Consider the following 22,670-nt stretch of genomic DNA (forward strand, 5'->3'; position numbering starts at 1 on the left):
AGCCATATTTTTTTGGTTATTTTTTGTGCTGCTTTAGCGCTTTTATTGTTTTTAGGCATAATTGCTTATCTTATTACAAGTGATGGCAAAAAAACAGTTAAAAAGCAAAAAACTAGCCAAAAGCAGCATGTAGCTGAAAAGACTAAAAAATTTGATACAGACTTAGATAAAATGATAGTTGCTGCTTCCGATGTTAAGCTAACAGATGTTGAATTAAAAGAACTTGCCAAACTTTATGTGCAGACACATAAACTTGGTTCAAAAACTTCTAAAGAATTAGATGAAGCAACAAAAAAGAAACTAGAATTTGTTTCTGCTTTGGCTGCAAATATTAATGCAAGTGCACAAACAGTCAGTTACTTAAATAAAGAACTTAAGAAAATTTCTGGATCTTACAAAAAAGAAATTGATGCTTACGAGCATATGGGATTAGCTAAAAGAAAAATTAAAGAAGATAAATAATATGGTGCGCTCAAGAGGATTCGAACCTCTGGCCTTTTGAACCGCAATCAAATGCTCTATCCAGCTGAGCTATGAGCGCAAAAATAAGTTAAAATTATATATAAATATTCTTAAAATAAGCAAAATTTTGCTTATTTTGTTTGTTTTTTAGCTTTTTTACCTTCATCTAAATCAAATTCTTTAGTCTTTTTTGAATGATAAAATATAAAACCTACAATCAAAATACAGCAAATCAAAGAAAAAATATAAAGTGTACCATAAGGGCTATCTTTGAAAAAAAGATTATTAGTATTCATTCCAAAAAATCCTACGATCAAATTTAAAGGCAAGAAAATAGAAGAAAGTATACTTAAAAGATAAATACTTTTATTCATTTTTTCATTTTTAATTGCACTTGTTAATGCATAAAGAGTATCAACTCTTGCTAGATGTTCTTTGGTGTTTTTGCTTAAGATGCCGATGGATAAATTTAAAATTTTTAAATGTTTTTTGTATTGTGCTTGTTCACTAAGCAAAAGATTGAAAGCTTCGCTTAGAAGATTAATTTGCTTTAGATTTTTGTTGATTTTTTGTCTTAACACAAAGGATTTTTTGTAAAAATTTTTAACAAAACCACCTTTTAAGATAATACCTTCTTTGTGTTCTAAAAGATTTTGAAAATGAGTATTTTGTACTTTAAAATCTTCTAAAATGGATTTAATAAAATTTGAAAATTCTTCTATGCTAGAAAGCTTAAATTCTTCATTTTGAAGTTTATAAATTTTTTCATCATTAAAAAGCCAAGTTTCCAAATTTAATCCCACATAAACAAAAATTTTTTGTCCATAAATTTCACTATAGAAAGTTTCTAAATTCTTTGCTTGTAGGATTTTTTTTAGATTTTCGTGTAGTTCTAGCATTTTATTTGCCTCTTAAGTGATAAAAATTTCTTTTAAATTGTGTAAAAGAATTATTCAAAATTGCTTCACGCATCTTTCTTGTAAGTTCAAGATAATAATGTAGATTGTGCAAACTTGCCAAACGAAAAAAAGTAAGTTCTTTAGCTTTAAAAAGATGGTTTAAATAACCCCTTGAACAATTACGACAAGTATAACATGAGCAAACAGGATCTATAGCTTCATGATCATTGATAAATTCTGCTTTTTTGATATTAAATTTTCCAAAACTTGTGAAAAATGTTCCATTTCTTGCATTTCTAGTTGGCATCACGCAGTCAAACATATCTACCCCTCGCTCAACATTTTCTATTAAATCTTCAGGAGTTCCTACGCCCATTAAATATCTCGGACGATTTTCATCTAGATAAGGGTTTAAATTTTGCACTGTTTCATACATTAAGGTATTTTCTTCTCCCACGCTAAGCCCACCTATAGCTAAACCATCAAATGGCATTTCGTTTAAACTTAAAGCACAACGCTTTCTTTCTTCATAATTTGTACCACCTTGAATAATACCAAAAATATTTTGCCCTATACCTATACCTTTATTTTGCATATTTTTATGATAAGTAATAGCCTCTTTTGCCCAAAGTATAGTACGATCAACAGAAATTTTAACCCTTTCTTTGGTTGCGGGTAGGGCTACTAAATCATCTAAAATCATCATAATATCAGAGTTAAAATCATATTGAGTATCTAAAACACTTTTTGGAGTAAAAAGATGACGACTCCCATCGATGTGACTTTTAAATTCTATACCTTCATTAAAATGTTTGGAATTTTTACTTAAAGAAAAAGCTTGAAAACCACCGCTATCGGTTAAAAAACTTCTATCAAATTTCGTAAAACCATGCAAACCTCCAAAATCTTTTACCACTTTGGAAGTTGGACGCAAGTACATGTGATAGGTATTTGCTAAAATAATTTTTGCATCAAGCTCGTTTTTCATATCATTAGCATCAAGACTTTTAACCGCTCCTACTGTGCCAACAGGCATAAAAATAGGGGTTAAAAAAGTGCTGTGTGCGGTAGCGATTTCACAAACCCTTGCCATTCCATCTTTATGCTTTAATTTAAATTCCATTTGTTATAATTTCCTTTTTGGAGTTTAAAATGAATAATATTTTAATTATAATAGACGGTATTTTAGCAAAGCATTTCTTAGAAAGGCTTTGTTTTGAAAAAGGCTTAGGTTACTTTTTTACAGTAGTGTGTCAAAATAGTGAAAAAAATAACTTAAATATTTCTAGTGAGTATATTGACTTGCATTATTTTGATCCTACAAGCACAGCGCGTCTTGAAAATATTATGAGTAAAGATTTTAAACAGGCTTTTATTTATATGCAAGATGAATTTGAAACTAAAAAAAGTTATGAGGCTTTGCGCTCTTTAAATCCAAATTTAGAAATAGAAATAATGGATTTTTGGGGGTTAAGTGTTAATGATACTCATGCAAATTTAGCTGATGCTAGAATGACTTTAAGCCGTAGATTTATGGATTTTTTACCAGATATTGCTTTAACAGCTCAGTATATAGGACTTGGGGTTGGAGAGATTATGGAAGTAAAAATTCCAGCAGGATCTATTTTTGCTTATAGGCACATAAGTTCAATACAACAAAAAAGGTGGCGCATAGTCCTTATTTATAGAAATTCTAAGATTTATTTTGTAAAACCATCTTTTGTTTTAGAGCCAAATGATAGCATTTTGATCGTTGGAGATCCTGTTGTTTTACAAAGTATTTTTCATAATATAAGAGGCAAAGCAGGGCAATTTCCTATGCCTTTTGGAAGTAATGTTTTTGCTTTAATTGATATGAAAAATATGAATCAAAATATGCAAGAAAGAGTGCTTGATACTACTTTAAAATTAGCTCAAAAAAGCAATGCAAAAAGATTTTTTATACATGTTATCAATCCTAAATTAGGGGTAATGTATGAAAAATTAAAAAAACTTTCTGAGGATAAAGAAGGTGTGTTTTTTGATTATTTCAACACGGATTTTAAACAAATTTCCACATGGTTGCAAAATAATGATATAGGATTAGTTGTAACCGATATAAAAAATTTTGAGAAAGAAAAACAAGCTTTTTTTGATTTAAAAATTCCTATTATGAAAGTGGGTGAAGCTTCTTTTGATGAGCTTAAAGAAGCGATTATTTTAAGTGCCGATGAGAGCGAACTTGAAAACAATGCAAATGTCATTACTGATTTAAGCAAACAGCTTGATTTTGGAGTTATTTTATATTATTATAATCCAAATTCTCAAAATACTACAGATATGGAGGAGTATTTTAGAAGTTTATCTAAGCTTTATGATAAAAATATACAAATTATTAATAAAAATGATGAAAACCCTCTTTTAAATTTGCAATATCGCGAAGATTTGTTACAATTTGTGAGTTTTCAAAAAGAATTACTAAATAGAGATTTTGGCAGAAATTTAAGTACAAATTTAAATAGACATTATTATAAAATGAGACAAAATTACCAACTTTTCATACCAGTAGAATAAATAATTAATTAAATGTGATAGAATAAACGCAAAAAGAGTAGTTCAATGCAAGTAGAAGTTAAGTTAAAAGAAAATGCTTATAAGGTTTATATTGATGAACTTGAAGAATTAGAATTTGATAGTAAGGTTTTTATACTTTCAAATCCTAAGATTTCAGGTCTTCATTTGAAAACATTACTTTCTAAAATTAAGGCAAAAGAAATTTTTATTGCCACTGTAAAAGATGGTGAAGAATATAAAAATTTAAGCACCATGGAAGAAATTTTAAACCAAATGTTTAATTCTAAATTGGATAGAAAAAGCGTGCTTATAAGTTTTGGTGGTGGCGTGATTAGTGATATGGGCGGATTTGCTGCTAGTATTTATCAAAGAGGTATTGATTTTATAAATATTCCTACTACACTTTTAGCTTGCGTTGATGCAGCAGTAGGTGGAAAAACAGGTGTTAATAATAATTTTGGTAAAAATCTTATTGGCACTTTTTATCAACCTAAAGCTGTATATTGCGAGAGTTCTTTTTTAAAGACTTTGAGCTCTAGAGAACTTGCTGCAGGCATAGCTGAATTTATTAAAATGGCAGCAATGTTTGATGATAGTATACTTGATTTTATAGAAAAAATTGATGAAAAAAGTTTCTTAAATGCTACTTGTGAGAATGAAATTTTTACTCAAATTATAGCAAGAAGCATAGAACTTAAATCAAGGGTTGTTGAACAAGATGAAAAAGAATCAGGGCTTAGAATGCTTTTAAATTATGGTCATACTTTTGCTCATGTTATAGAAAATTTTACAGATTATAAGCTTTATTTACACGGAGAAGCGGTGGCTATAGGTATGGTTATGGCAAATCAATTGGCTTTAAATTTAGGGCTTTTGGATAAAATGCAAAGTCAAAAAATAAAAGATATTTTACTTAAATTCAGTTTGCCAATATCATATAAAATCAACAATGTAGATGAATTTTATGAAGCTTTTTTCATGGATAAAAAAAGCTCTAATAAAAAAATCAATTTTGTTCTTGCTAGTCCTTTGGGTAAGGGTTTGATAAAAGGTGATATTTCTAAAGAAGATATAATTGCAACTTTAAGAGAATTCCAATGAAAAAAATTATTATTTTAACCTTTTTTGTTGTTTTTGCTTTTGGTGATGTAAATCGGACTATTATTAATAATATAAATGAGAAAATTAATACTTTAAATACTGTAATCAGTGCTAGTATTTGGAATATACGTTATGAAAATTTTATAAAATATCAAGATATAAATGATGAATTAATCATTTTAAATCTTAATTTAAAAAAAACTTCCGATATTCACCAACAAGAAGAACTTAAACGCAAGATAGCAAATTTAGAAGAGCAATTGAGCTTGCTTAAAGAATATAAAGATTTAAATTTTGCACAAAGTCTTAGTGCCCCTGATAATATAGAAACTTTATCTAAGCTTACTAATCCTTTGGCTATTATAGGAGCTTTTTCTCATATTAAGAAATTAAAAGGAGAAAAGGAAGAGTATATATTTAAATTTAATGATTTTAAAAATTTAGTAGATAAGATCAGGGAAAAAAACTCAGAACTTAAGGAATTAGTTGAGCTTAAACCAAGTGTTGAGAATATAGAAGCTTTAAAAGCTTCGGATAAAAAGTTGGAAGAATTTGAGCAAGCTTTAAATTTTGCTAGTGTTTCTTATTCTGTTTATGAGAAAAAAATTGATGAAGAGCTTTCTCGAGTAAGTGCTGAGATTAAAGTTCAAAGTTTAAGGGCTGCAAATATACTTGTTGCTATTGTTGTTGTTATAGCTATAGCTTTTATGTTGAAATTTATTGCTAAAAAATATATTAAAGATAGTGAAAGATATTATACCGCTACGAAGATTATTAATTTTATTAATATAAATATTATTTTTCTTATTTTGCTCTTTGCTTATATAGAAAATATTACTTATCTTGTAACTATACTTGGTTTTGCTTCTGCAGGCTTAGCTATTGCTATGAAAGATATGTTTATGTCTATGCTTGGATGGTGTGTGATTATTTTTGGTGGAAGTTTTAGAGTAGGGGATCGTGTAAAAGTTTTTCAAAATGATACTACCTATATTGGAGATATTATAGATATTTCTTTTTTACGCATTACTCTTTATGAAGAGCTTACGCTTGAAACTTATAGCAAAAATCGTCGTAGTGGGCGTATTATATTTATTCCTAATAACTATGTTTTTACAAATTTGCTTGCTAATTATACTCATCATGGTATGAAAACCGTGCTTGATGGGATTGATATAAGTGTTACTTTTGATAGTAATCTTGATAAAGCGCAAGAAATTGTGGAAAATATTGTTACACGCCATGCCAAAGGTTATACTGAGCTTGCTAGAAAAAATATAGCTCGTTTACAACATGAATATAGTATTAAAAATCCTAAAGTGGAGCCAAGGTTTTTTATGTTTTTTGAACATTGGGGAATGCGAATTTCTGCATGGTATATGACCAATGCTTATGCGGCTTTGGTATTAAGAAGTACGATTAGTAAAGAGATTATAAAAGAATTTAATAAGCATAAAGATATAAAAATTGCTTATCCATCGCAAAATTTATATTTAGGAAATTTAAATCAAAATCATTTTGAACAACATCATGAAAATATGCATTTTCATGCAAGGAATAAAGATTGAAAGAAAAAGTTTTTTTTAAAACCTTTGGGTGTCGCACAAATATTTATGATACAGAGCTTTTAAAAAGTTATGTAAAAGATTATGAGATTATAAATGATGAGAATAAAGCACAAATTATCGTTGTAAATTCTTGCACGGTTACAAATGGAGCTGATAGCGGGATAAAGTCTTATGTAAATACCATGCAAAAAAAAGGCATTAAAGTTATACTTACAGGTTGTGGTGCTGTAAGCAAGGGTAAGGAGCTTTTAGATAAAAAGCAAGTTTTTGGAGTGCTTGGAGCGTCAAATAAAGATAAAATCAATGAATTTTTAGGAGCAAAGACAAGTTTTTATGAACTTGGAAATTTAAATTTTATTGATAAAGATATAGTTTGCGAATATGAAAATCATACCAAAGCTTTTGTGAAAATTCAAGAAGGTTGTGATTTTGCTTGTTCTTATTGTATTATTCCTAGCGTGCGGGGAAGATCAAGAAGTGTGGATGAAAAAGCTCTTTTGAAACAGGTTGAAATTTTGGGGGCTAATGGCTATAGTGAAATTGTTTTAACAGGGACTAATATAGGTTCATATGGGCTTAAAAATGGCACAAGTTTAGGCAAGCTTTTGCAAAAAATGGGACAAATTTCAGGTATAAAACGCATAAGGTTAGGTAGTTTAGAACCCGCACAAATTGATGAGAGTTTTTTAGAAATTTTAGATGAAACTTGGCTTGAAAGGCATTTACATATTGCATTGCAGCATACAAGTGAAAAAATGCTTCGTATAATGCGAAGAAGATCGCATACGGATAATGATTTAAAGCTTTTTAATACTATAGCAAGCAAAGGATATGCTTTAGGGACGGATTTTATAGTAGCTCATCCAGGTGAGAGTGAAGAAATGTGGCAAGAAGCTTTGAAAAAATTTAAAGAATTTCCACTCACTCATATTCATGCTTTTATTTTTAGTCCTAGAAACAACACGCATTCTGCTACCATGAAGGATGTGATAAATGGAACTTTAGCTAAAGAAAGGCTAAACACTTTAAAATCCATAGTAGAAAAAAATAATTATGAATTTAGGAAAAAAAATCAAGTTTCACTTGAAGTTTTGATAGAAAATCAAAAAGATGGTTTTTTTGAGGGTTATGATCAGTTTTTTAACAAGATCAAAATTAAAAGTGATAAAGATATAGCTAAAGAATGGATTGTTATATCTGAATATGAAGTGCAAGAAAAGTCTAACTTTGCAATTTTAAAAGGCTAGATAATGAAAAATAAAAAGATAATTTTAGCATCTTTTATGGTTTTATGTATGCTTTTGGGAATTTTATATTTTAAAAATGAACCTAAATATATAGATGAAAATCTTTATCAAAGTCTATTAAGCCAAAATTTAATCCAAAAAGCTGTGATTGATAAAGACGAAATTTGGCTTAAGGCAGAAGGTGAAAATTACGTAATTATAAAAGATGGCATAGATATAAAAACACTTTTAGCAAAAGTTCCTATAGAGGTTAAAAAAGATAACACGCTTTGGGTGTTTTTTATTTTACTTGTTTTTATTATCGCACTTTTTATAAGTCTTGGTTATTTTGCCCGTAAAAAAGAATTGGCTAAATATCCTATATCAAATAAGAATCACATTCAAGCTCAAGATTCAAATATTAATTTAGAAAGTTCTCATATAAAACCTGTGATTTCAGATATTACTTTTAATGATGTAGCAGGTGTTGATGAAGTTAAAATGGAACTAAGCGAACTTGTAGATTTTTTACAAAATCCTAAAAAATATAAAGAATTTGGTGTAAAAATGCCAAAAGGTGTTTTAATGGTAGGCCCACCAGGTGTAGGAAAAACATTGATAGCAAAAGCAGTTGCAGGAGAAGCAGGGGTGCCATTTTTTTATCAAAGTGGTTCAAGTTTTGTTGAAATTTATGTAGGTATGGGTGCAAAAAGAGTTAGAGAGCTTTTTTCAAAAGCTAAAATGATGGCTCCTAGTATAGTTTTTATCGATGAAATAGATGCTGTAGGTAAAGCAAGGGGAGAAATGTCAAATGTTGAAAGAGATAGTACTTTAAATCAACTTTTAACCCAAATGGATGGTTTTGAGGACAATAGCGGGGTTATAGTTATAGCTGCAACAAATAAAATCGAACTTATGGATTCTGCTTTATTGCGTTCAGGGCGTTTTGATAGGAGAATTTTTTTATCTTTACCTGATTTTAAGGATAGACTTAAAATTTTAGAAATTTATATGAAGGATAAAAATAATAATATCAATTTAAATAAAATCGCTAAAGCAAGCGTAGGTTTTAGTGGAGCAGGACTTGAAACTTTGGTCAATGAAGCGGCAATTAATGCTTTAAGAAGAAATAGTGCTTTAGTTGAGGAAAGTGATTTTTATGCTGTATTAAATAAAGTTCTTTTAGGCAAGAAAAAGATTTTAAGTTTTAATGATGAAGAGAAAAAAATTCAAGCCACTTATCAAGCTGCAAAAGCTTTGAGTGCATATTATTTTGACATAGGATTTGATAAAATAACTCTCATTGAAGATTGTTTTAAAGAATATGAGCATAATATAAGATCAAAATCAGAGCTTATCAATCGTATAAAAGTTTATTTGGCTGGTTCTAGAGCTATGAAATTAATTTACAATGAAAGTTATACCAACTCGCAAGATGATTTTTTAAAGATTAAAGAATTGCTTGATTATATGTTGAGTTTTGATATGTTAGAAGAGTCAAATTTAAATGAACAAAAAAAAGAAATGGATGAATTTTTAAATTCTATGAAGGATAAAATTTTAAAATTATCAGAGCTTTTGCTTGAAAAAGAAAAGATAGAACATGATGATGTTAAAAATATAATGCAGATTTGATTATATTTTAATCATCAATTTCTTTGTGCAAGATAGTTCCATTAAAATCTATAAGAATTTTTACATCGTTATCAAATTTAATCTTGTAATGGTTGATTTTTCTTTCGATTTCTCTAGCTTTTGTATTTGGAAATTCGTTTTTAATGATATTAGCTAAATTTTGAGGTAAAAAATCTAGTTCAAAAGGAAAGGCTTTATTTTCAATTTCTTTCCAAGCTCCATCTATGTCAAATTCAAGTTCTGTCCCATCGCTAAGATAGACTTCATAGGAATTTTTGTCTTTTTGAACGATCCCTATAGGTGCTTTGAAATTATGTTGTAAAAATTCTTTAGAAACACTTGGCAAATTATCAGCAGAAATTATTATATCAGCGTTTAAAGATAAACTTAAAATAGTAATAATACTTAAAAATTTAATTTTCAATATTTTTCCTAATTATTTTTTAGTAAAATTGTAAAGAATTTATGTGAATTTTATGTGAATTTTAAGACAATATTATAAAAAATAAAGGTTTAATACTTTGCTTACAATTTTTTTAATTTTTTTAAATGTTTTATGTTATTTTTTGATTTCTTATGATTATTACAATATCCTTGGTTTGAATATTTTATTTTTTAATGGAGCTTATTGGCAACTTTTAAGTTCAATGTTTTTACATGGAAATTTAACTCATCTTATATTAAATATGATAGTTTTATTTCAATTTGGGCGTATATTAGAAACTTATTTGGGTGCTTTGCGTTTTGTTTTTATTTATTTTATTGGCGGGTTGTTATGTTCACTTTTAAGTGTTTTTTATGTGTATTTTGATTTTAAATATTTTGGAGAAAATATAAATGTCATAGGTGCTAGTGGTGCAATTTGTGTTTTAATGGGTTTTTATGCTGTTCTTGATAAAAATAGCACAAAAGGACTTATAGTGGCAATTTTACTTATGAGTTTTGCGCCATTGCTTATGGGGGTAAATGTTGCTTGGTATGGTCATATTTTCGGGTTTATATGTGGTTATATTTTAGCTAAAATAAAAGAGGTAAAATGAAAAAAATTTATATTATAAGACATGCAAAAGCAAGTAAGAGAGGAGATATCGATGATTTTGAAAGAAAGCTTACTAAGAGTGGAAAGGAAGATTTAAAAAAACTTTTTAAAAATCTTGCCTTGCATGAAATTCATCCTGATTTAGTGTTATCAAGTCCTGCTGTTAGAACCGCTAAAACAGCGAAAAAAATAGCCAAATTTTATAATTTTGATAAAAATAAAATTTGTTTTGATGAAAGATTGTATCTTTGCAATGTTGAAAATTTGCTAAAAATTTTGCAAAATATTGATGATGAGTTTAATGAAGTGTTTTTAGTGGGCCATAATCCTGGTTTAATGGAGCTTGGAGAGTTATTAAGCTCGCTATGTTTAGCTTCTTTTCCAACTTCTTCTATCTTGTGTTTAGAATTTGATATTAAGGAATTTAAAAATTTAAAAAAACATAGCGGAAAATTAGTTTTTTTTGAACATGTACGCAAGTTAAAAGAAGAAAAAGATTTAGGTTTTTAGTAAGAGATTGACTCTTACTTCCAACCTTCTATATAATTTTTTAGTTTTCTTCCTACTTTAGGGTGTTTGAGTTTTTTTATAGCTGAGCTTTCTATTTGTCTCACTCTTTCTCGAGTGACATTAAGCTCTTTCCCAATTTCTTCTAAGGTTCTATCGCTTTCATCATCCATTAAGCCAAAGCGCATTCGAATTACCGCTTTTTCCCTATCGTTTAATTGATCTAAAACTTCATCAATTTGTTCTTTTAAATCATCCTTTAAGATATGATCCATTGGAGAAAGTGAATTTCTATCTTCAACAAAATCTCCAAATTTACCATCATCTTCATTTCCTATTGGAGCTTCAAGAGAAATTGGTTCTTTTGTAATTTTAATAACTTGTTTAACCTTATCTACGCTTAAACCTACTTCTTTAGCTATAACGCTGACATCAGGTTCTTTTCCATCTTTTTGTAGATGTTCGCGGATAATTTTGTTAATTTGATTGATGGTTTCTATCATGTGGATTGGAATTCTTATGGTTCTTGCTTGATCAGCTATAGCCCTTGAAATAGCTTGCCTGATCCACCAGGTTGCATAAGTGGAAAATTTATAACCCCTTTTGTATTCAAACTTATCCACAGCTTTCATCAAGCCTATATTCCCTTCTTGAATAAGATCTAAGAAAGGTAGACCACGATTTGTGTAGCGTTTAGCTATGCTTACAACAAGACGCAAGTTTGATTTTGCCATTCTTCCTTTTGCTTCATCAGAGATTTTTTTACCACGTTTAATTTGCTCTAAAATTTCTTTTAAACGTGATTTTTCAAGATCAAAGCTTTTTTCACTGGCTTCTTTAGTTTGAAATAGTTTTTTAATTTCCATATAAGTGCTTACCATGGTTGTTTCTAAAGCTCGCTCTGTGATTTCTTCTTTGCTCAATTTTGTAATATCTTTTAAAATATCTGCATGGCGTTTTTTAAGTTCATCAGAAAACATAGGTAAGCGGTATTCTAAACGCTTAAGTTCTTTGTCAAATTCTTCATCACTTTTTAGTGCAGTTTCCATTGATTTTACGATTTCACTAATAAGTTTTGAAGTAGGGCCTAGATCCATTAATTTTTCTTTTAAAATATTTTTTTTGAATGCAATGCTTAATTTATCTAAAAGCTCATCTCCACTTTCCTTGTCTTTGGATGTTTTTAGCCAATCTTTTTTAGCTTTTTCTAGAGCTTTAAATTTTTCTATAACTTTTAAAGTTCTTTCATCTTCTTTTTTGCTGTTTTTTTTAGTATTTTCTTCATCTGTTTCTAATTCTGTTTCGTTTTCTTCATCTTCGTCTATATCAAGTTCATCAAGTTTATCATCATTTTTTTCTTCATCGTCAAAGCTTTTAAATAATTCTTTTACTCTTCTTTCTCTGTTTATTAAAGGTTCTTTATAATCTAAAATAAAATCTATCAAATAAGGTACAGAACAAAAAGCATCAATGATAATATCTTCACCAAGTTCTATTTTTTTAGAAATTTCAATTTCTTCATCTTTGTTTAATAAAGCAATTTGTCCCATTTCTCTTAAATACATACGAACAGGAGAGTCTGATCTGCTCCATTCTAATAAATCGTTTTCATTGGCTAAATCAAATTCGTTCTCAAGGCTTGTATCTTGGAGTTTTTGTTTTTCTTCTTGAAGTCTTTTTGCATCTTCTATGTTTTTCATTTGTGCAATTTCAGCTGCTGAAAAAAGTTGCACTTTGTGTTTTTTCACTAATGCTTGCACTTTTTTAGCGGTTGATGCACTTGGTTGTTTTGTAAGATATTTTACCAATTTTTCATATGTGATATAATCTTTTGCATTTTCTTGAAATAATTCTTCTAATTCAGCTTCTTGAGTTTTGGCGTTCATTGATTATCCTTGAAATTTATATAAGCTTTAGATTTTATCTAAAAATTGCTTAACTTTCTATATAAATCGGTTATTATGCTTATGATTTAAATATTTTTTCAAATTTTTCTAAAGCTCTGTTAAAATTATAATTTTTTCTTTTTAAGGTATAAAATTTACGCTTTAGGTTGATATTTTTTAACTTGATTTCATAAAGTGTTGAATTTTTTAATTCTTTTTCTATGCTTTTTTTGGAAAAAATAGAGATTGCTTTTTTTTGTAAAACAAGTTCTTTAATCGCAGCCATTCTATCAAGCTCAAGAAAAATATTAAGTTTTTTTGAGCTTGCACCAATTTCGTTTAAAAATTTATCCCTTAAGCCTGAGCCTACTTCTCTTAAAATCCACTTTTGTTCTAAAAGTTCATCGATATAAAATTCTTTTTCATTGAATTTTTTATCACTTGTAGCTACTATAAGTTCATCATTTTGCCAAAAATTTATTTCTAAATTTTCATACTCCACTAAAGCTGGATCAAGTTCTGCTTCAATAATTGCAAATTCTATATTTCCGTTTTTTAGCAAATTTAAACATTCTTTTGAATTCTGTGTTTGAGAGCGAATTTCTATGTTTTTAAATTCTGCTTTAAAATCAAATAAAATAGGAGCTAAAAAATGTTCAGAAATGCTTTGAGTTGAGGCTATTTTTATTTCCCCTAAGAGCATACTTTCGTCGTTTAATTTTTCCAAGCTTTGGTAGTAGGCTTGTATAATTTTTAACCAATTTTTTCCTAGTTCTAAAGCTTTTGGTGTAGGTAAGAGTTTTTTTCCAAGTCTTTCAAATAAAATGCCATCAAATTTATTTTCTAAATTTTTAATTACTATTGAAACATTGGGTTGAGTTATGGAAAAATTGTTGGCTGTATGAGTTGGACTTTGAGTGTTTAAAAGATCTAAAAATATTTCCATATCTTTGATTTTCATGAGTGATTCCTTTATTTAATAAAAAAAAATTATTATAAAAATTAAAATAATATATTTTTATAATTTTAATAAAAAAAATATAATAACACAAAATTTAGAAAAAGGAAAATAAATGAAAACAAGTTTTTTAGCACATAGCGTGGCTATAGTGCGTTCAAATTTTAAGGGTTTGCTTTTTACTGCTTGTATAGTGATTTTTGCTATGTATCTTTCTAGTGTTCAAAGTATCAAAGATACTACTCATTTGGCAGCGACTGCCTTTGCTATCATCATAGGAGTATTGCTTTCTCCTTGGTTTTTTAAATACCAACATCATTTTCAAGCTGGAGTGCATTTTAGTGCAAAAAAGCTTTTAAGACTCGGTATTGTTTTATATGGTTTTAATATCACTTTAACTGAGCTTTTAAGTGTAGGGTTGAAAGGGTTTTTGCTTTCTGTTATAGTGATATTTTTTGTTTTTATTATTGCTTTATTTGTAGGGATGAAAATTTTTAAACTCGATAAAGAAACTTCTATGCTTGTTGGAGCCGGAAGTGCGATTTGCGGTGCGGCAGCGGTTTTAGCGTTGGAGTCAAGTTTAAAAAGTGATCCTTTTAAAGGAATTTTAGCTGTAGGTACGGTGGTGATTTTTGGACTTGTGTTTATGTTTTTGTATCCTATAGCTTTTTCTTTAAATCTTTTTCCCTTTTTTGATCAAAATGCTATGGGGGTTTTTATGGGGGCTACTTTGCATGAAGTGGCAAATGTTGCAGGTGCCGCTGAAATGGCAAAAGATATGGCAGGATTTGAGCAAGGTGCTTCTAATGTTGCAGTGATTATAAAAATGATGAGAGTGATTTTACTTGTGCCTTTTTTGCTTATAGTGACTTATTTTTTTGCTAAAAATCAGCATTCAAGCAGTGGAAAAACTGCAAAAAGTATTACTATTCCTTATTTTGCATTCGCATTTTTAGGTATGATAGTTTTAAATACATATCTAGCAACTAAAGAAAGTATTTTAGGTATTGCTACGAGTGATATTATTTCTTTAGGTAAAACACTTTGTACTTTATGTATTGTTTTTGCTATGGCAGCTTTAGGTTTGCAAATTGACTTTAAAAAATTTTTAAAGAGTGGCTCTAGAGTATTTGGTTTGGCTTTTGTTTTAGGGCTTGTTTTGATTTTTGGAGGATATTTTTTAACTTTGACTTTTAAAGATATACTTTGGTAATAACAATTATTTTTTGAAAAAATTTATTTTTATTAATCAAGTGATAATATAATTGTTTTTGTTTAATAAAATCTCATTTTGAAGGAGTTAAAATGAAAAAAATTGTTTTAAGTATTTTAAGTTCTTGTTTATTAGCATCTGCTTTAAGTGCCGTATCTTTTAAAGAAGATAGTTTAAAAATATCTTTTGAAGGGTATAAAACTAAGGATATGGTAGGAGTAGAAGGTGAATTTAAGAATGTAGAATATAAATTTTCTAAAAATACAAAGGATTTTGCAAGTTATCTTAAAGGAACTAAAGCTACTATAAAGCCAAGTAATGCTTTTATGGGTGAAGGCAATGATGTTATAACCAATAATATCACAAAAGTGTTTTTTCCTGCTTTATTGGGAAATGCAGATATTAAAGTTGTTTTCCAAGATGTGATTGTAGGTGAAAACAAAGGCGTTATTTCAGCAAAAATTACCATGGATAAAAAAAGTACTATTGTACCTTTAACTTATACTATCAAAGATAATAAATTTGAAGCTAAAGGGCAGCTTGATTTGCATACTTTTAAAAATGGTTCTAAAGCATTAAAAGCATTAAGTGATGCTGCTCCAGGACATGGTGGAATCTCTTGGCCTTTGGTTGATATCAGTTTTAATGCTGATTTAGCAGAATAAAAAGTAGCCTTAGGGCTACTTTAAAATACAGTATTTTCTTAAATTATTTTCAAAAATTTCATAATTTTTTATATTTTCAAGTTCTTGATAAATTTCACTGCCTTTCCATAAAATAAAAATTGTATTTTCATCTTTTAGATTTTTGCAAATTTCAAGCAAAGGCTTGACATCCATTAAGGCTCTTGAAGTGATGATATCGGCTTTAAAGGTATTTTTACACTCTTGAACTTTTTCTTTGTAAATATGTAAATTTGAAAGTTCGCATTCTATTTTTAGTGTCCGCAAAAAGGCAGCTTTTTTGGGATTGGGTTCGAAAAGATGAAAATTGCTTTGCAGTAAAAAGGCTAAAAATACAGCTGGAAATCCTGCACCACTTCCTATATCGGCAATATTTTTTGCTTTAGAAAAATCATAAAAATCTAAAATTTTAATACTATCAAAGATATTTTCATCTATATTTTTTAAATGAGTAAGATTGTGAATGCGGTTAAATTTAGATAATAATTCTTTATAAATTTTTACCTTTTCTTTAAAGTTTTTTAAATCGTAGTGTTGTAAAAAATCATAATCTTTAAAAATCATTTATTTAAGATGTCCCATTTGAGTTTGTTTTATGTTTAAATATTCTACATTAAAACGGTTAGGTTCTATTAAAATCGGTATGCGTGTGATGATTTTTTCCTTAATGGACTCTAGTTTCTCGGGATTATTTGTGAGTAAATTAACCTTAGAAATTTCATAGTGTTTGAGTATAAATTCTACAATTTCATAAGTTCTCTCATCGGCTTTAAAGCCAAGCTGATGATTTGCTTTAATCGTATCAAAACCTTTATCTTGTAAAGCATAAGCATTAACCTTGTTAAAAAGTCCTATACCTCTTCCTTCTTGTCTAAGATAAATCACCATTCCGCCGTTTTTTTCTATATATTTGAGTGAAAATTCAAGCTGTTCTCCGCAGTCACATTTTAAACTTCCTAAAGCATCTCCTGTTAAGCACTCTGAATGAATTCTTAGATTGAGTGTGTCTTTTGGAGTATTTTTAAATATACATAAATGTTCTTTATCATTTTCTTTAAAACTTTGTATTTGGAAATTTCCCCATTTGCTAGGTAAATTCGCAATTTCTGAAATTTTTATTTTCATTTACTACTCTCTATAATCAAATTTATGTTAAGATTTTAGCAAAAAAAGGACAAAAAAATGTTTAAAAGATTTAGAAGATTAAGGTTTAATGAAAACTTAAGATCTATGGTAAGGGAAAATTCTTTAAGTGTAAATGATTTGATTTATCCGCTTTTTGTGGTTAATGGAACAGGGATAAAAAAAGAAATTTCTTCTATGCCCGATGTGTTTCAAATGAGTTTAGATGAAATTTTAAAAGAGTGTCAAAATGTAGTTAATTTAGGCATTAAAGCCATTATACTTTTTGGCGTTTTGGAAAATGAGAAAAAAGATAGTTGCGGAAGCGATGCTTTAGATGATGAAGGGCTTGTTGCAAGAAGCATAAGAGAGATTAAGAAAAATTTTCCAGATCTTTTTGTAATTAGCGATCTTTGTTTTTGTGAGTATACAGATCACGGGCATTGTGGGTTTATCGATCCAAAAACAAAAAGCGTAGATAATGATGCCACTTTAGAAATTTCAGCCAAACAAGCCTTAGTTCACGCAAGAGCAGGGGTAGATATGATAGCACCTAGTGGGATGATGGATGGTATTATCACTACTTTGCGTGAAGCTTTAGATAAAGAAGGTTTTGAAAATTTGCCTATAATGGCGTATTCTACTAAATTTGCATCAAGTTATTATGGGCCATTTCGAGATGTAGCAGAGTCAGCTCCAAGTTATGGAGATAGAAAAAGCTATCAAATGGATTTTGCTAATGGTAAAGAAGCTTTAGAAGAAAGCTTAGAAGATGAAGCACAAGGAGCTGATATTTTAATGGTAAAACCCGCTCTTGCTTATCTTGATGTAATTAAAGAAATATCCCTTTATTCTAACTTGCCTTTGTGTGTTTATAATGTAAGCGGAGAATATGCTATGCTAAAGGCAGCTAAAAATGCGGGAGTGATTGATTATGAAAAAATCTTATATGAAACTATGATAGCTTTTAAAAGAGCAGGGGCAAAGCTTATCATCACTTATCATGCCAAAGAATTAGCTAAAATGTTAAAAGGAGAAAAATGAAACATTTTTTAACTTTAAGAGATTTTTCTAAGGAGGAAATTTTAAGCCTTGTAAATCATGCTAGCGAGCTTAAAAAAGAGCCTAAAAAACTTTTACAAGATAAAACTTTAGCAATGATTTTTGAGAAAAATTCTACAAGAACAAGAATGGCTTTTGAATTAGCCATAACAGAGCTTGGCGGAAAGGCTTTATTTTTAAATAGCAATGATTTACAACTTAGTCGTGGCGAGCCTGTAAAGGATACAGCTAGGGTGATAGGGGCGATGGTTGATTTTGTGATGATGAGAGTCAATAAACATGAAACTTTACTCGAATTTGCAAGATATTCTAAAGCCCCTGTGATCAATGCTTTAAGCGAGCTTTATCACCCTACTCAGGTTTTAGGAGATTTGCTTACTATCAAAGAATGGAATAAGATGCAAAATGGTATAGCAAAAGTTGCTTTTATCGGAGATAGTAACAATATGTGCAATTCTTGGCTTATTGCGGCTGCGATTTTGGGCTTTGAATTTAGTATAGCTATACCAAAAAACTATAAAATTAGCCCTGAAATTTGGGAATTTGCTATGAAACAGGCTTTGATTTCAGGAGCCAAAATTTCCTTAAGTCATGATAAATTTGAAGCCTTAAAGGATAAAGATGTAGTCATCACCGATACTTGGGTTTCTATGGGTGAAGAGAATGAAAAAGAACGCAAGATTAAAGAATTTGAAGGATTTATAATCGATGAGAAGGCTATGAGCGTTGCCAATAAAGACGCGATATTGCTTCATTGTTTGCCTGCTTATAGGGGTTATGAAGTGAGTGAAGAAATTTTTGAAAAACATGCAGATGTGATTTTTGAAGAAGCAAGAAATCGCCTTTATGTGGTAAAAGCCTTGCTTTGCTTTTTGGATAATCAGAGAGGAAGAGAATGAAAGAGCTAGAAAAGTATAGCATTTGCTTAAAACGCATTGATGAATTTAGTCAAAATCTAGGAATAAAGAAAAAAGATAGAACGATTTTTAAAATGAAGCAAAGCGAGAATGAAAACGAAAAATGTTTAGTTCTTGAAAATGGAAGTTTTGATTCTCCTGAGCCTTGGTTTGTGATTGATGAAAACGATGAAATTCACACTTTGCTTTCTTTACAAAGTCTTAAGAATATACTTGAAAGTTTAAAACAAAGTCAAAAAGAGAATTTTGAATTGCGTTTAGAAAAGGCGATTTATCAACAAATTCCTGTAGATTTTAACGATGTTTGGACGGTTGCCATGGATGAAATCAAGCAAAAGGCACAAAATGGTACTATGGAAGTTGGTATTGATCTTGAAAAATTAATCTCTAAAATCAAACAAGAGCATCCAAATTTATTTGTAGATATGCAAGCGATGATAGAAAGGGTAAATCAAAATGAGAGATTATAAAGCTTTTGTAAAATACTCTAAAGCAGGACCACGCTACACTTCTTATCCTACAGCAGTAGAGTTTAATACAAATTTCAAATATGAAGAATATATAGAAATTTTAAAAAAGCAAGATAGATCTTTATCGCTTTATTTTCATTTACCATTTTGTAGGAGTGCCTGTTATTTTTGTGGTTGCAATGTTATTTATACTGCAAAAGAAGAGAGTAAAGAAAGGTATTTAACTTATATTTTTAAAGAGCTTGATATTTTAAGTACTATTTTAGATACTAAAAGAGAAGTGGTGCAAATGCACTTTGGGGGCGGAACTCCAACTTTTTTTAGTGCTAAACAACTTCAAAATTTGATTTTAAAAATCAGATCTATTTTTAGAAATTTTTCTAAAGATGCAGAGATTAGCTGTGAGATCGATCCGCGTTTTTTAAATGACGAACAAGCCACAGTTTTAACACAAAATGGCTTTAATCGTATCAGCTTTGGAGTGCAGGATTTTGATGAAAAAGTTCAAAAAGAAATTCATCGCATCCAGCCTTTTGAATTAACACAAAATGCTTTAAATCTTGTAAGAAGTAAAGGTATAAAGTCTGTAAATATGGATTTAATTTATGGTTTGCCTTATCAAAATTTACAAAGCTTTACACAAACTTTAGAAAAAGTTATGCTTTTAAATCCTGATCGTTTGGCGATTTTTAATTACGCTCATGTGCCTTGGCTTAAGAAAAATATGAGAAAATTTGATGAAAATACCTTGCCAAGTCCTGATGTTAAACTTGAAATTTTAGAATTTTGTGAGAATTTTTTGAGTAAAAACGGCTATAAAATGATAGGTATGGATCATTTTGCAAAAGAAAATGATGAGCTTTTTAAAGCTTTAGAAAATGGAACTTTACATAGAAATTTCCAAGGTTATACTGCTAAAGGTGGTGCTGATTTAGTCGGTGTTGGGCTTACAAGTATAGGCGAAGGACAAAGACATTATGCGCAAAATTTTAAAGATATGTCAAGTTATGAGGCTGCATTAGATAGAGGAGTTTTGCCTTTTGAAAGAGGCGTAGCTTTAAGCGATGATGATGAGCTTAGAAAAGCAGTGATTATGGAGTTAATGGCAAATTTTAAGCTTGATATCAAGTCAATAGAAAAAGAATTTTGCATTGATTTTCAGGAGTATTTTAAAGAGGATTTAAAAGCTTTAGAAGAATACAAAGATTTTATTAATTTTGATGAAAATTTTATCAAAGTCAATGAAACAGGTGTTTTGCTTATAAGAAATATTGCTATGTGTTTTGATGCTTATATGAAAAACATTAGTGAAGATAAAAAAGTATTCTCAAAAACGGTGTAAGATGAAATTTAGTCAAATAAGTGATGCTTGTGTTAAATGTGGCAAATGTATACCTGTTTGTACTATACATGAAGAAAATCGCGATGAAATTACCAGTCCAAGAGGATTTTTAGATCTTTTATCTGCTTATAAAGAGGGAATTCTAGAACTTGATAAAGAAGCTAAGAAAGTTTTTGAATCTTGTTTTTTATGTACCAATTGTGTTGAAGTGTGTCCAAGTAAATTAAGAGTAGATAATGCCATAGAAGAAGTTCGTTATGACATAGCTAAAAAATTTGGTATAGCTTGGTATAAAAAACTTATTTTTTTCTTTTTAAGAAGACGCACAATTTTAGATTTGGTAGCTAAGCTTGGCTATGTGTTTCAAAGTTGTGCGTTTAAAATTCAAAATGAGAATGAAAATACAGGTATGAAGGCAAGATTTTCCATGCCTTTTGTTAAAAAGGGAAGATTACTTACAAGTTTTAATAAAAAAAGTTTCTTAAATTCTAATCCAAAATTTATCAATAATGATGGAGAAAAAACAATAGGTTTTTTTGTAGGTTGTTTGGCGAATTATTTTTACATAGATACGGCTAATGCAGTGCTTAAAATCACTAGGGAATTAAAAATCAATGTGGATTTGATGAAAGAACAAGTGTGTTGTGGAGCGCCGCAATTTTTTACGGGTGATTTTAAAAGTGTTGAAGTTTTGGCTAAAAAAAATATTGAGTATTTTGAAAAAGAATTAGAAAAATTAGATGCTATTATAGTTCCTGAGGCCACTTGTTCGGCTATGTTAAAGATAGATTATGAACATTTTTTTATAATGCAAAATGATTTAGACTGGGCAAAACGCGCAAAATGTGTGTCATCTAAGATATATATGGCTAGCGAGTATTTTTATAAATTTACTTCTTTGGAAGAAATTTTAAAAACAAAAAATAAATTTAATTATAGCATTACTTATCACGATCCTTGCCATGCAAGAAAAATGCAAGGGGTTTTTAAAGAGCCAAGAGAACTTTTAAAAACAAATTATCATTTTGTGGAAATGAGTAATTCTAATACTTGTTGCGGTTTTGGCGGGGTGAGTATGCAAACGGATTATTATGATAAAGCCTTAAGTGTAGGGCTTAAAAAAGCACAAATGATCGATGAAAGTAAGGCTAGTGTGGTAAGTGCCGAGTGTTCAGCTTGTAGAATGCAAATTTCAAATGCATTAGAACAAAATTCAAGTAAGGTTGTTTTTGCTAGTCCTTTAGAGCTTATAGCAAAAGCTTTGTGATGATGAAGATAGTATTTAAAGGCAAAAGTTCTGAATATGAAATTCAAAGATCGTGCTTTTGTGTTGATGCTTTTGTGATTAAAGATAAGATTGAAGAACGAGATGGTGTTGATTTTATCACTTCAAATATAGAGCTTTTGGAATTTAGTGATGACAGTTTTACTTTTGAAGAAATTGTAAAACATTTTAATATTTGTAATATTGAAGATATGATTATCGTTGAAGATTTTGACATGAAATCAAACAAAGATAATCAAAACCAAGAAGATAATATAAAACACAACATCTTAAAATCCGAAAAAATAATACATGAAAACACAAAACAAATAAGTATGCAATTTAAAAATTTAAAATTTTTTTCAAGAATTTTTAAAAATGAAAATTTTCTTTCTGATTTTAAAGAAAGCAAGCAAGAAGTTGTTGCTATCAAAAAACATGAAAAACTTGAAATTTTTAAAAATTTATCTCAAGAAGATCAAGAAATTAGCTTTGTTAAAATTGAAATTTTAAATTATGATAGTAATGAAGATAGTTTAAGTTTTAATCTTGATATATTTCCAAGCGGTATGAGCTATAAGTATGGAATTTTAAAAGGTTCTATGCATATTATTTTACAAGGTAAAACTTCTAGTACGATGCTTTTTCCGTTTTTAAAAAGCATGATTTATAAAAATAAAAGCGAAAATTCAAGTGAAAAAATTTTTACTTTAATGATAAATCAGAAAAAGCACTATAAACTTATCGCAAATCTTTCTTAGTT

At 29.1% G+C, this 22,670-nt stretch carries 23 protein-coding genes and 1 tRNA gene; 16 read left to right on the plus strand and 8 right to left on the minus strand.

Features of this window, described 5'->3' with window-relative positions:
• The first annotated feature begins 12 nt into the window (after positions 1-12).
• Positions 13-462, plus strand: coding sequence for a hypothetical protein (locus tag AJ885_RS03335; protein ID WP_079264403.1), 450 nt, complete (start codon positions 13-15; stop codon positions 460-462).
• A 2-nt stretch (positions 463-464) separates the two neighbouring features.
• Here the strand turns inward: AJ885_RS03335 and AJ885_RS03340 are convergent.
• The 3 genes from AJ885_RS03340 to tgt all read right to left on the minus strand — a co-directional run bounded on the left by AJ885_RS03340 (position 465) and on the right by tgt (position 2,484).
• A tRNA-Arg gene (locus tag AJ885_RS03340) sits at positions 465-541 on the minus strand.
• Between the two features lie 52 nt (positions 542-593).
• Complete coding sequence (locus AJ885_RS03345) at positions 594-1,361, minus strand: magnesium transporter CorA family protein (protein ID WP_002880601.1); 768 nt, start codon at positions 1,359-1,361, stop codon at positions 594-596.
• Position 1,362: 1 nt separating this feature from the next.
• Complete coding sequence (tgt, locus tag AJ885_RS03350; RefSeq protein WP_002880602.1) at positions 1,363-2,484, minus strand: tRNA guanosine(34) transglycosylase Tgt; 1,122 nt, start codon at positions 2,482-2,484, stop codon at positions 1,363-1,365.
• Positions 2,485-2,513: 29 nt separating this feature from the next.
• Here tgt and AJ885_RS03355 point away from each other — a divergent pair, with 29 nt between their 5' ends.
• Genes AJ885_RS03355 through AJ885_RS03375 form a run of 5 tightly spaced genes read left to right on the plus strand, consistent with a single transcriptional unit; the run spans position 2,514 to position 9,444 of the window.
• Entirely contained in the window at positions 2,514-3,914 is a 1,401-nt protein-coding gene (locus AJ885_RS03355) for a COG3400 family protein (RefSeq protein WP_002880603.1), read from the plus strand.
• Positions 3,915-3,959: 45 nt separating this feature from the next.
• A complete protein-coding gene (gene aroB / locus AJ885_RS03360) occupies positions 3,960-5,015 on the plus strand; it encodes a 3-dehydroquinate synthase (RefSeq protein WP_070210228.1) in 1,056 nt (351 codons plus the stop codon).
• Positions 5,012-6,583, plus strand: coding sequence for a mechanosensitive ion channel family protein (locus AJ885_RS03365; protein WP_070210227.1), 1,572 nt, complete (start codon positions 5,012-5,014; stop codon positions 6,581-6,583). Before aroB ends, AJ885_RS03365 begins: the two co-directional genes overlap by 4 nt.
• Positions 6,580-7,830 (plus strand): tRNA (N(6)-L-threonylcarbamoyladenosine(37)-C(2))-methylthiotransferase MtaB, encoded by a 1,251-nt coding sequence (mtaB, locus tag AJ885_RS03370; protein ID WP_002880606.1) that lies wholly within the window; start codon positions 6,580-6,582, stop codon positions 7,828-7,830. The genes AJ885_RS03365 and mtaB overlap by 4 nt, the downstream gene beginning before the upstream one ends.
• Positions 7,831-7,833: 3 nt before the next feature.
• Positions 7,834-9,444, plus strand: coding sequence for an AAA family ATPase (locus AJ885_RS03375; protein WP_070210226.1), 1,611 nt, complete (start codon positions 7,834-7,836; stop codon positions 9,442-9,444).
• Between the two features lie 7 nt (positions 9,445-9,451).
• Here the strand turns inward: AJ885_RS03375 and AJ885_RS03380 are convergent, their stop codons facing one another.
• On the minus strand, positions 9,452-9,868 hold the full coding sequence (locus tag AJ885_RS03380; RefSeq protein WP_004305692.1) for a PepSY-like domain-containing protein: 417 nt from the start codon (positions 9,866-9,868) through the stop codon (positions 9,452-9,454).
• A 97-nt stretch (positions 9,869-9,965) separates the two neighbouring features.
• Between AJ885_RS03380 and AJ885_RS03385 the strand changes: the two genes are divergently transcribed.
• Positions 9,966-10,484 carry a rhomboid family intramembrane serine protease gene (locus AJ885_RS03385; protein WP_004305694.1) on the plus strand — a complete coding sequence of 173 codons (519 nt, stop codon included), beginning with the start codon at positions 9,966-9,968 and terminating at the stop codon, positions 10,482-10,484.
• On the plus strand, positions 10,481-10,993 hold the full coding sequence (locus tag AJ885_RS03390) for a SixA phosphatase family protein (protein ID WP_004305696.1): 513 nt from the start codon (positions 10,481-10,483) through the stop codon (positions 10,991-10,993). Before AJ885_RS03385 ends, AJ885_RS03390 begins: the two co-directional genes overlap by 4 nt.
• A gap of 14 nt (positions 10,994-11,007) precedes the next feature.
• Here the strand turns inward: AJ885_RS03390 and rpoD are convergent, their stop codons facing one another.
• Together rpoD and AJ885_RS03400 are read right to left on the minus strand one after the other, a co-directional pair.
• Positions 11,008-12,876: an RNA polymerase sigma factor RpoD gene (gene rpoD, locus AJ885_RS03395; protein ID WP_004305698.1), complete on the minus strand. Its 1,869-nt coding sequence runs from the start codon at positions 12,874-12,876 to the stop codon at positions 11,008-11,010.
• 79 nt (positions 12,877-12,955) lie between these two features.
• Positions 12,956-13,837, minus strand: coding sequence for a LysR family transcriptional regulator (locus AJ885_RS03400; protein WP_004305699.1), 882 nt, complete (start codon positions 13,835-13,837; stop codon positions 12,956-12,958).
• A 112-nt stretch (positions 13,838-13,949) separates the two neighbouring features.
• Here AJ885_RS03400 and AJ885_RS03405 point away from each other — a divergent pair, with 112 nt between their 5' ends.
• Both AJ885_RS03405 and AJ885_RS03410 read left to right on the plus strand, forming a co-directional pair.
• Entirely contained in the window at positions 13,950-15,047 is a 1,098-nt protein-coding gene (locus AJ885_RS03405) for a YeiH family protein (protein ID WP_004305700.1), read from the plus strand.
• Between the two features lie 92 nt (positions 15,048-15,139).
• Complete coding sequence (locus AJ885_RS03410) at positions 15,140-15,712, plus strand: hypothetical protein (RefSeq protein WP_070280740.1); 573 nt, start codon at positions 15,140-15,142, stop codon at positions 15,710-15,712.
• Positions 15,713-15,727: 15 nt separating this feature from the next.
• Here AJ885_RS03410 and rsmG read toward each other — a convergent pair whose 3' ends face one another.
• On the minus strand, positions 15,728-16,294 hold the full coding sequence (gene rsmG, locus AJ885_RS03415; RefSeq protein WP_004305702.1) for a 16S rRNA (guanine(527)-N(7))-methyltransferase RsmG: 567 nt from the start codon (positions 16,292-16,294) through the stop codon (positions 15,728-15,730).
• Positions 16,295-16,855, minus strand: coding sequence for a GTP cyclohydrolase II (gene ribA / locus AJ885_RS03420; RefSeq protein WP_002854114.1), 561 nt, complete (start codon positions 16,853-16,855; stop codon positions 16,295-16,297).
• A 57-nt stretch (positions 16,856-16,912) separates the two neighbouring features.
• On the opposite strand from ribA, the gene hemB reads away from it, so the two are divergent.
• Genes hemB through AJ885_RS03450 form a run of 6 tightly spaced genes read left to right on the plus strand, consistent with a single transcriptional unit; the run spans position 16,913 to position 22,668 of the window.
• On the plus strand, positions 16,913-17,896 hold the full coding sequence (gene hemB / locus AJ885_RS03425) for a porphobilinogen synthase (protein WP_004305703.1): 984 nt from the start codon (positions 16,913-16,915) through the stop codon (positions 17,894-17,896).
• Positions 17,893-18,813 carry an ornithine carbamoyltransferase gene (gene argF / locus AJ885_RS03430; protein WP_004305704.1) on the plus strand — a complete coding sequence of 307 codons (921 nt, stop codon included), beginning with the start codon at positions 17,893-17,895 and terminating at the stop codon, positions 18,811-18,813. The genes hemB and argF overlap by 4 nt, the downstream gene beginning before the upstream one ends.
• Positions 18,810-19,301 carry a DUF2603 domain-containing protein gene (locus AJ885_RS03435; RefSeq protein ID WP_070210225.1) on the plus strand — a complete coding sequence of 164 codons (492 nt, stop codon included), beginning with the start codon at positions 18,810-18,812 and terminating at the stop codon, positions 19,299-19,301. Before argF ends, AJ885_RS03435 begins: the two co-directional genes overlap by 4 nt.
• Positions 19,288-20,643 carry an oxygen-independent coproporphyrinogen III oxidase gene (gene hemN, locus AJ885_RS03440; RefSeq protein ID WP_070210224.1) on the plus strand — a complete coding sequence of 452 codons (1,356 nt, stop codon included), beginning with the start codon at positions 19,288-19,290 and terminating at the stop codon, positions 20,641-20,643. The genes AJ885_RS03435 and hemN overlap by 14 nt, the downstream gene beginning before the upstream one ends.
• Before the next feature lies 1 nt (position 20,644).
• The gene (locus tag AJ885_RS03445) at positions 20,645-21,910 is read left to right on the plus strand and encodes a (Fe-S)-binding protein (protein WP_004305711.1); all 1,266 of its coding nucleotides are present in this window, start codon (positions 20,645-20,647) and stop codon (positions 21,908-21,910) included.
• Positions 21,907-22,668: a DUF5416 family protein gene (locus AJ885_RS03450; protein ID WP_079860268.1), complete on the plus strand. Its 762-nt coding sequence runs from the start codon at positions 21,907-21,909 to the stop codon at positions 22,666-22,668. Before AJ885_RS03445 ends, AJ885_RS03450 begins: the two co-directional genes overlap by 4 nt.
• Positions 22,669-22,670: the final 2 nt, after the last annotated feature.

This window comes from Campylobacter sp. BCW_6464, assembly GCF_001762775.1.
Classification (GTDB): Bacteria; Campylobacterota; Campylobacteria; order Campylobacterales; family Campylobacteraceae; genus Campylobacter_D; species Campylobacter_D jejuni.

Bases quoted from the DNA above. Each gene is read 5' to 3' on its own strand.
- AJ885_RS03345 (WP_002880601.1), bottom strand. From the start codon at position 1,361: ATGCTAGAACTACACGAAAATCTAAAAAAAATCCTACAAGCAAAGAAT.
- tgt (WP_002880602.1), bottom strand. From the start codon at position 2,484: ATGGAATTTAAATTAAAGCATAAAGATGGAATGGCAAGGGTTTGTGAA.
- AJ885_RS03355 (WP_002880603.1), top strand. From the start codon at position 2,514: ATGAATAATATTTTAATTATAATAGACGGTATTTTAGCAAAGCATTTC.
- aroB (WP_070210228.1), top strand. From the start codon at position 3,960: ATGCAAGTAGAAGTTAAGTTAAAAGAAAATGCTTATAAGGTTTATATT.
- AJ885_RS03365 (WP_070210227.1), top strand. From the start codon at position 5,012: ATGAAAAAAATTATTATTTTAACCTTTTTTGTTGTTTTTGCTTTTGGT.
- AJ885_RS03375 (WP_070210226.1), top strand. From the start codon at position 7,834: ATGAAAAATAAAAAGATAATTTTAGCATCTTTTATGGTTTTATGTATG.
- AJ885_RS03390 (WP_004305696.1), top strand. From the start codon at position 10,481: ATGAAAAAAATTTATATTATAAGACATGCAAAAGCAAGTAAGAGAGGA.
- rpoD (WP_004305698.1), bottom strand. From the start codon at position 12,876: ATGAACGCCAAAACTCAAGAAGCTGAATTAGAAGAATTATTTCAAGAA.
- AJ885_RS03400 (WP_004305699.1), bottom strand. From the start codon at position 13,837: ATGAAAATCAAAGATATGGAAATATTTTTAGATCTTTTAAACACTCAA.
- AJ885_RS03405 (WP_004305700.1), top strand. From the start codon at position 13,950: ATGAAAACAAGTTTTTTAGCACATAGCGTGGCTATAGTGCGTTCAAAT.
- AJ885_RS03410 (WP_070280740.1), top strand. From the start codon at position 15,140: ATGAAAAAAATTGTTTTAAGTATTTTAAGTTCTTGTTTATTAGCATCT.
- rsmG (WP_004305702.1), bottom strand. From the start codon at position 16,294: ATGATTTTTAAAGATTATGATTTTTTACAACACTACGATTTAAAAAAC.
- ribA (WP_002854114.1), bottom strand. From the start codon at position 16,855: ATGAAAATAAAAATTTCAGAAATTGCGAATTTACCTAGCAAATGGGGA.
- hemB (WP_004305703.1), top strand. From the start codon at position 16,913: ATGTTTAAAAGATTTAGAAGATTAAGGTTTAATGAAAACTTAAGATCT.
- argF (WP_004305704.1), top strand. From the start codon at position 17,893: ATGAAACATTTTTTAACTTTAAGAGATTTTTCTAAGGAGGAAATTTTA.
- AJ885_RS03435 (WP_070210225.1), top strand. From the start codon at position 18,810: ATGAAAGAGCTAGAAAAGTATAGCATTTGCTTAAAACGCATTGATGAA.
- hemN (WP_070210224.1), top strand. From the start codon at position 19,288: ATGAGAGATTATAAAGCTTTTGTAAAATACTCTAAAGCAGGACCACGC.
- AJ885_RS03445 (WP_004305711.1), top strand. From the start codon at position 20,645: ATGAAATTTAGTCAAATAAGTGATGCTTGTGTTAAATGTGGCAAATGT.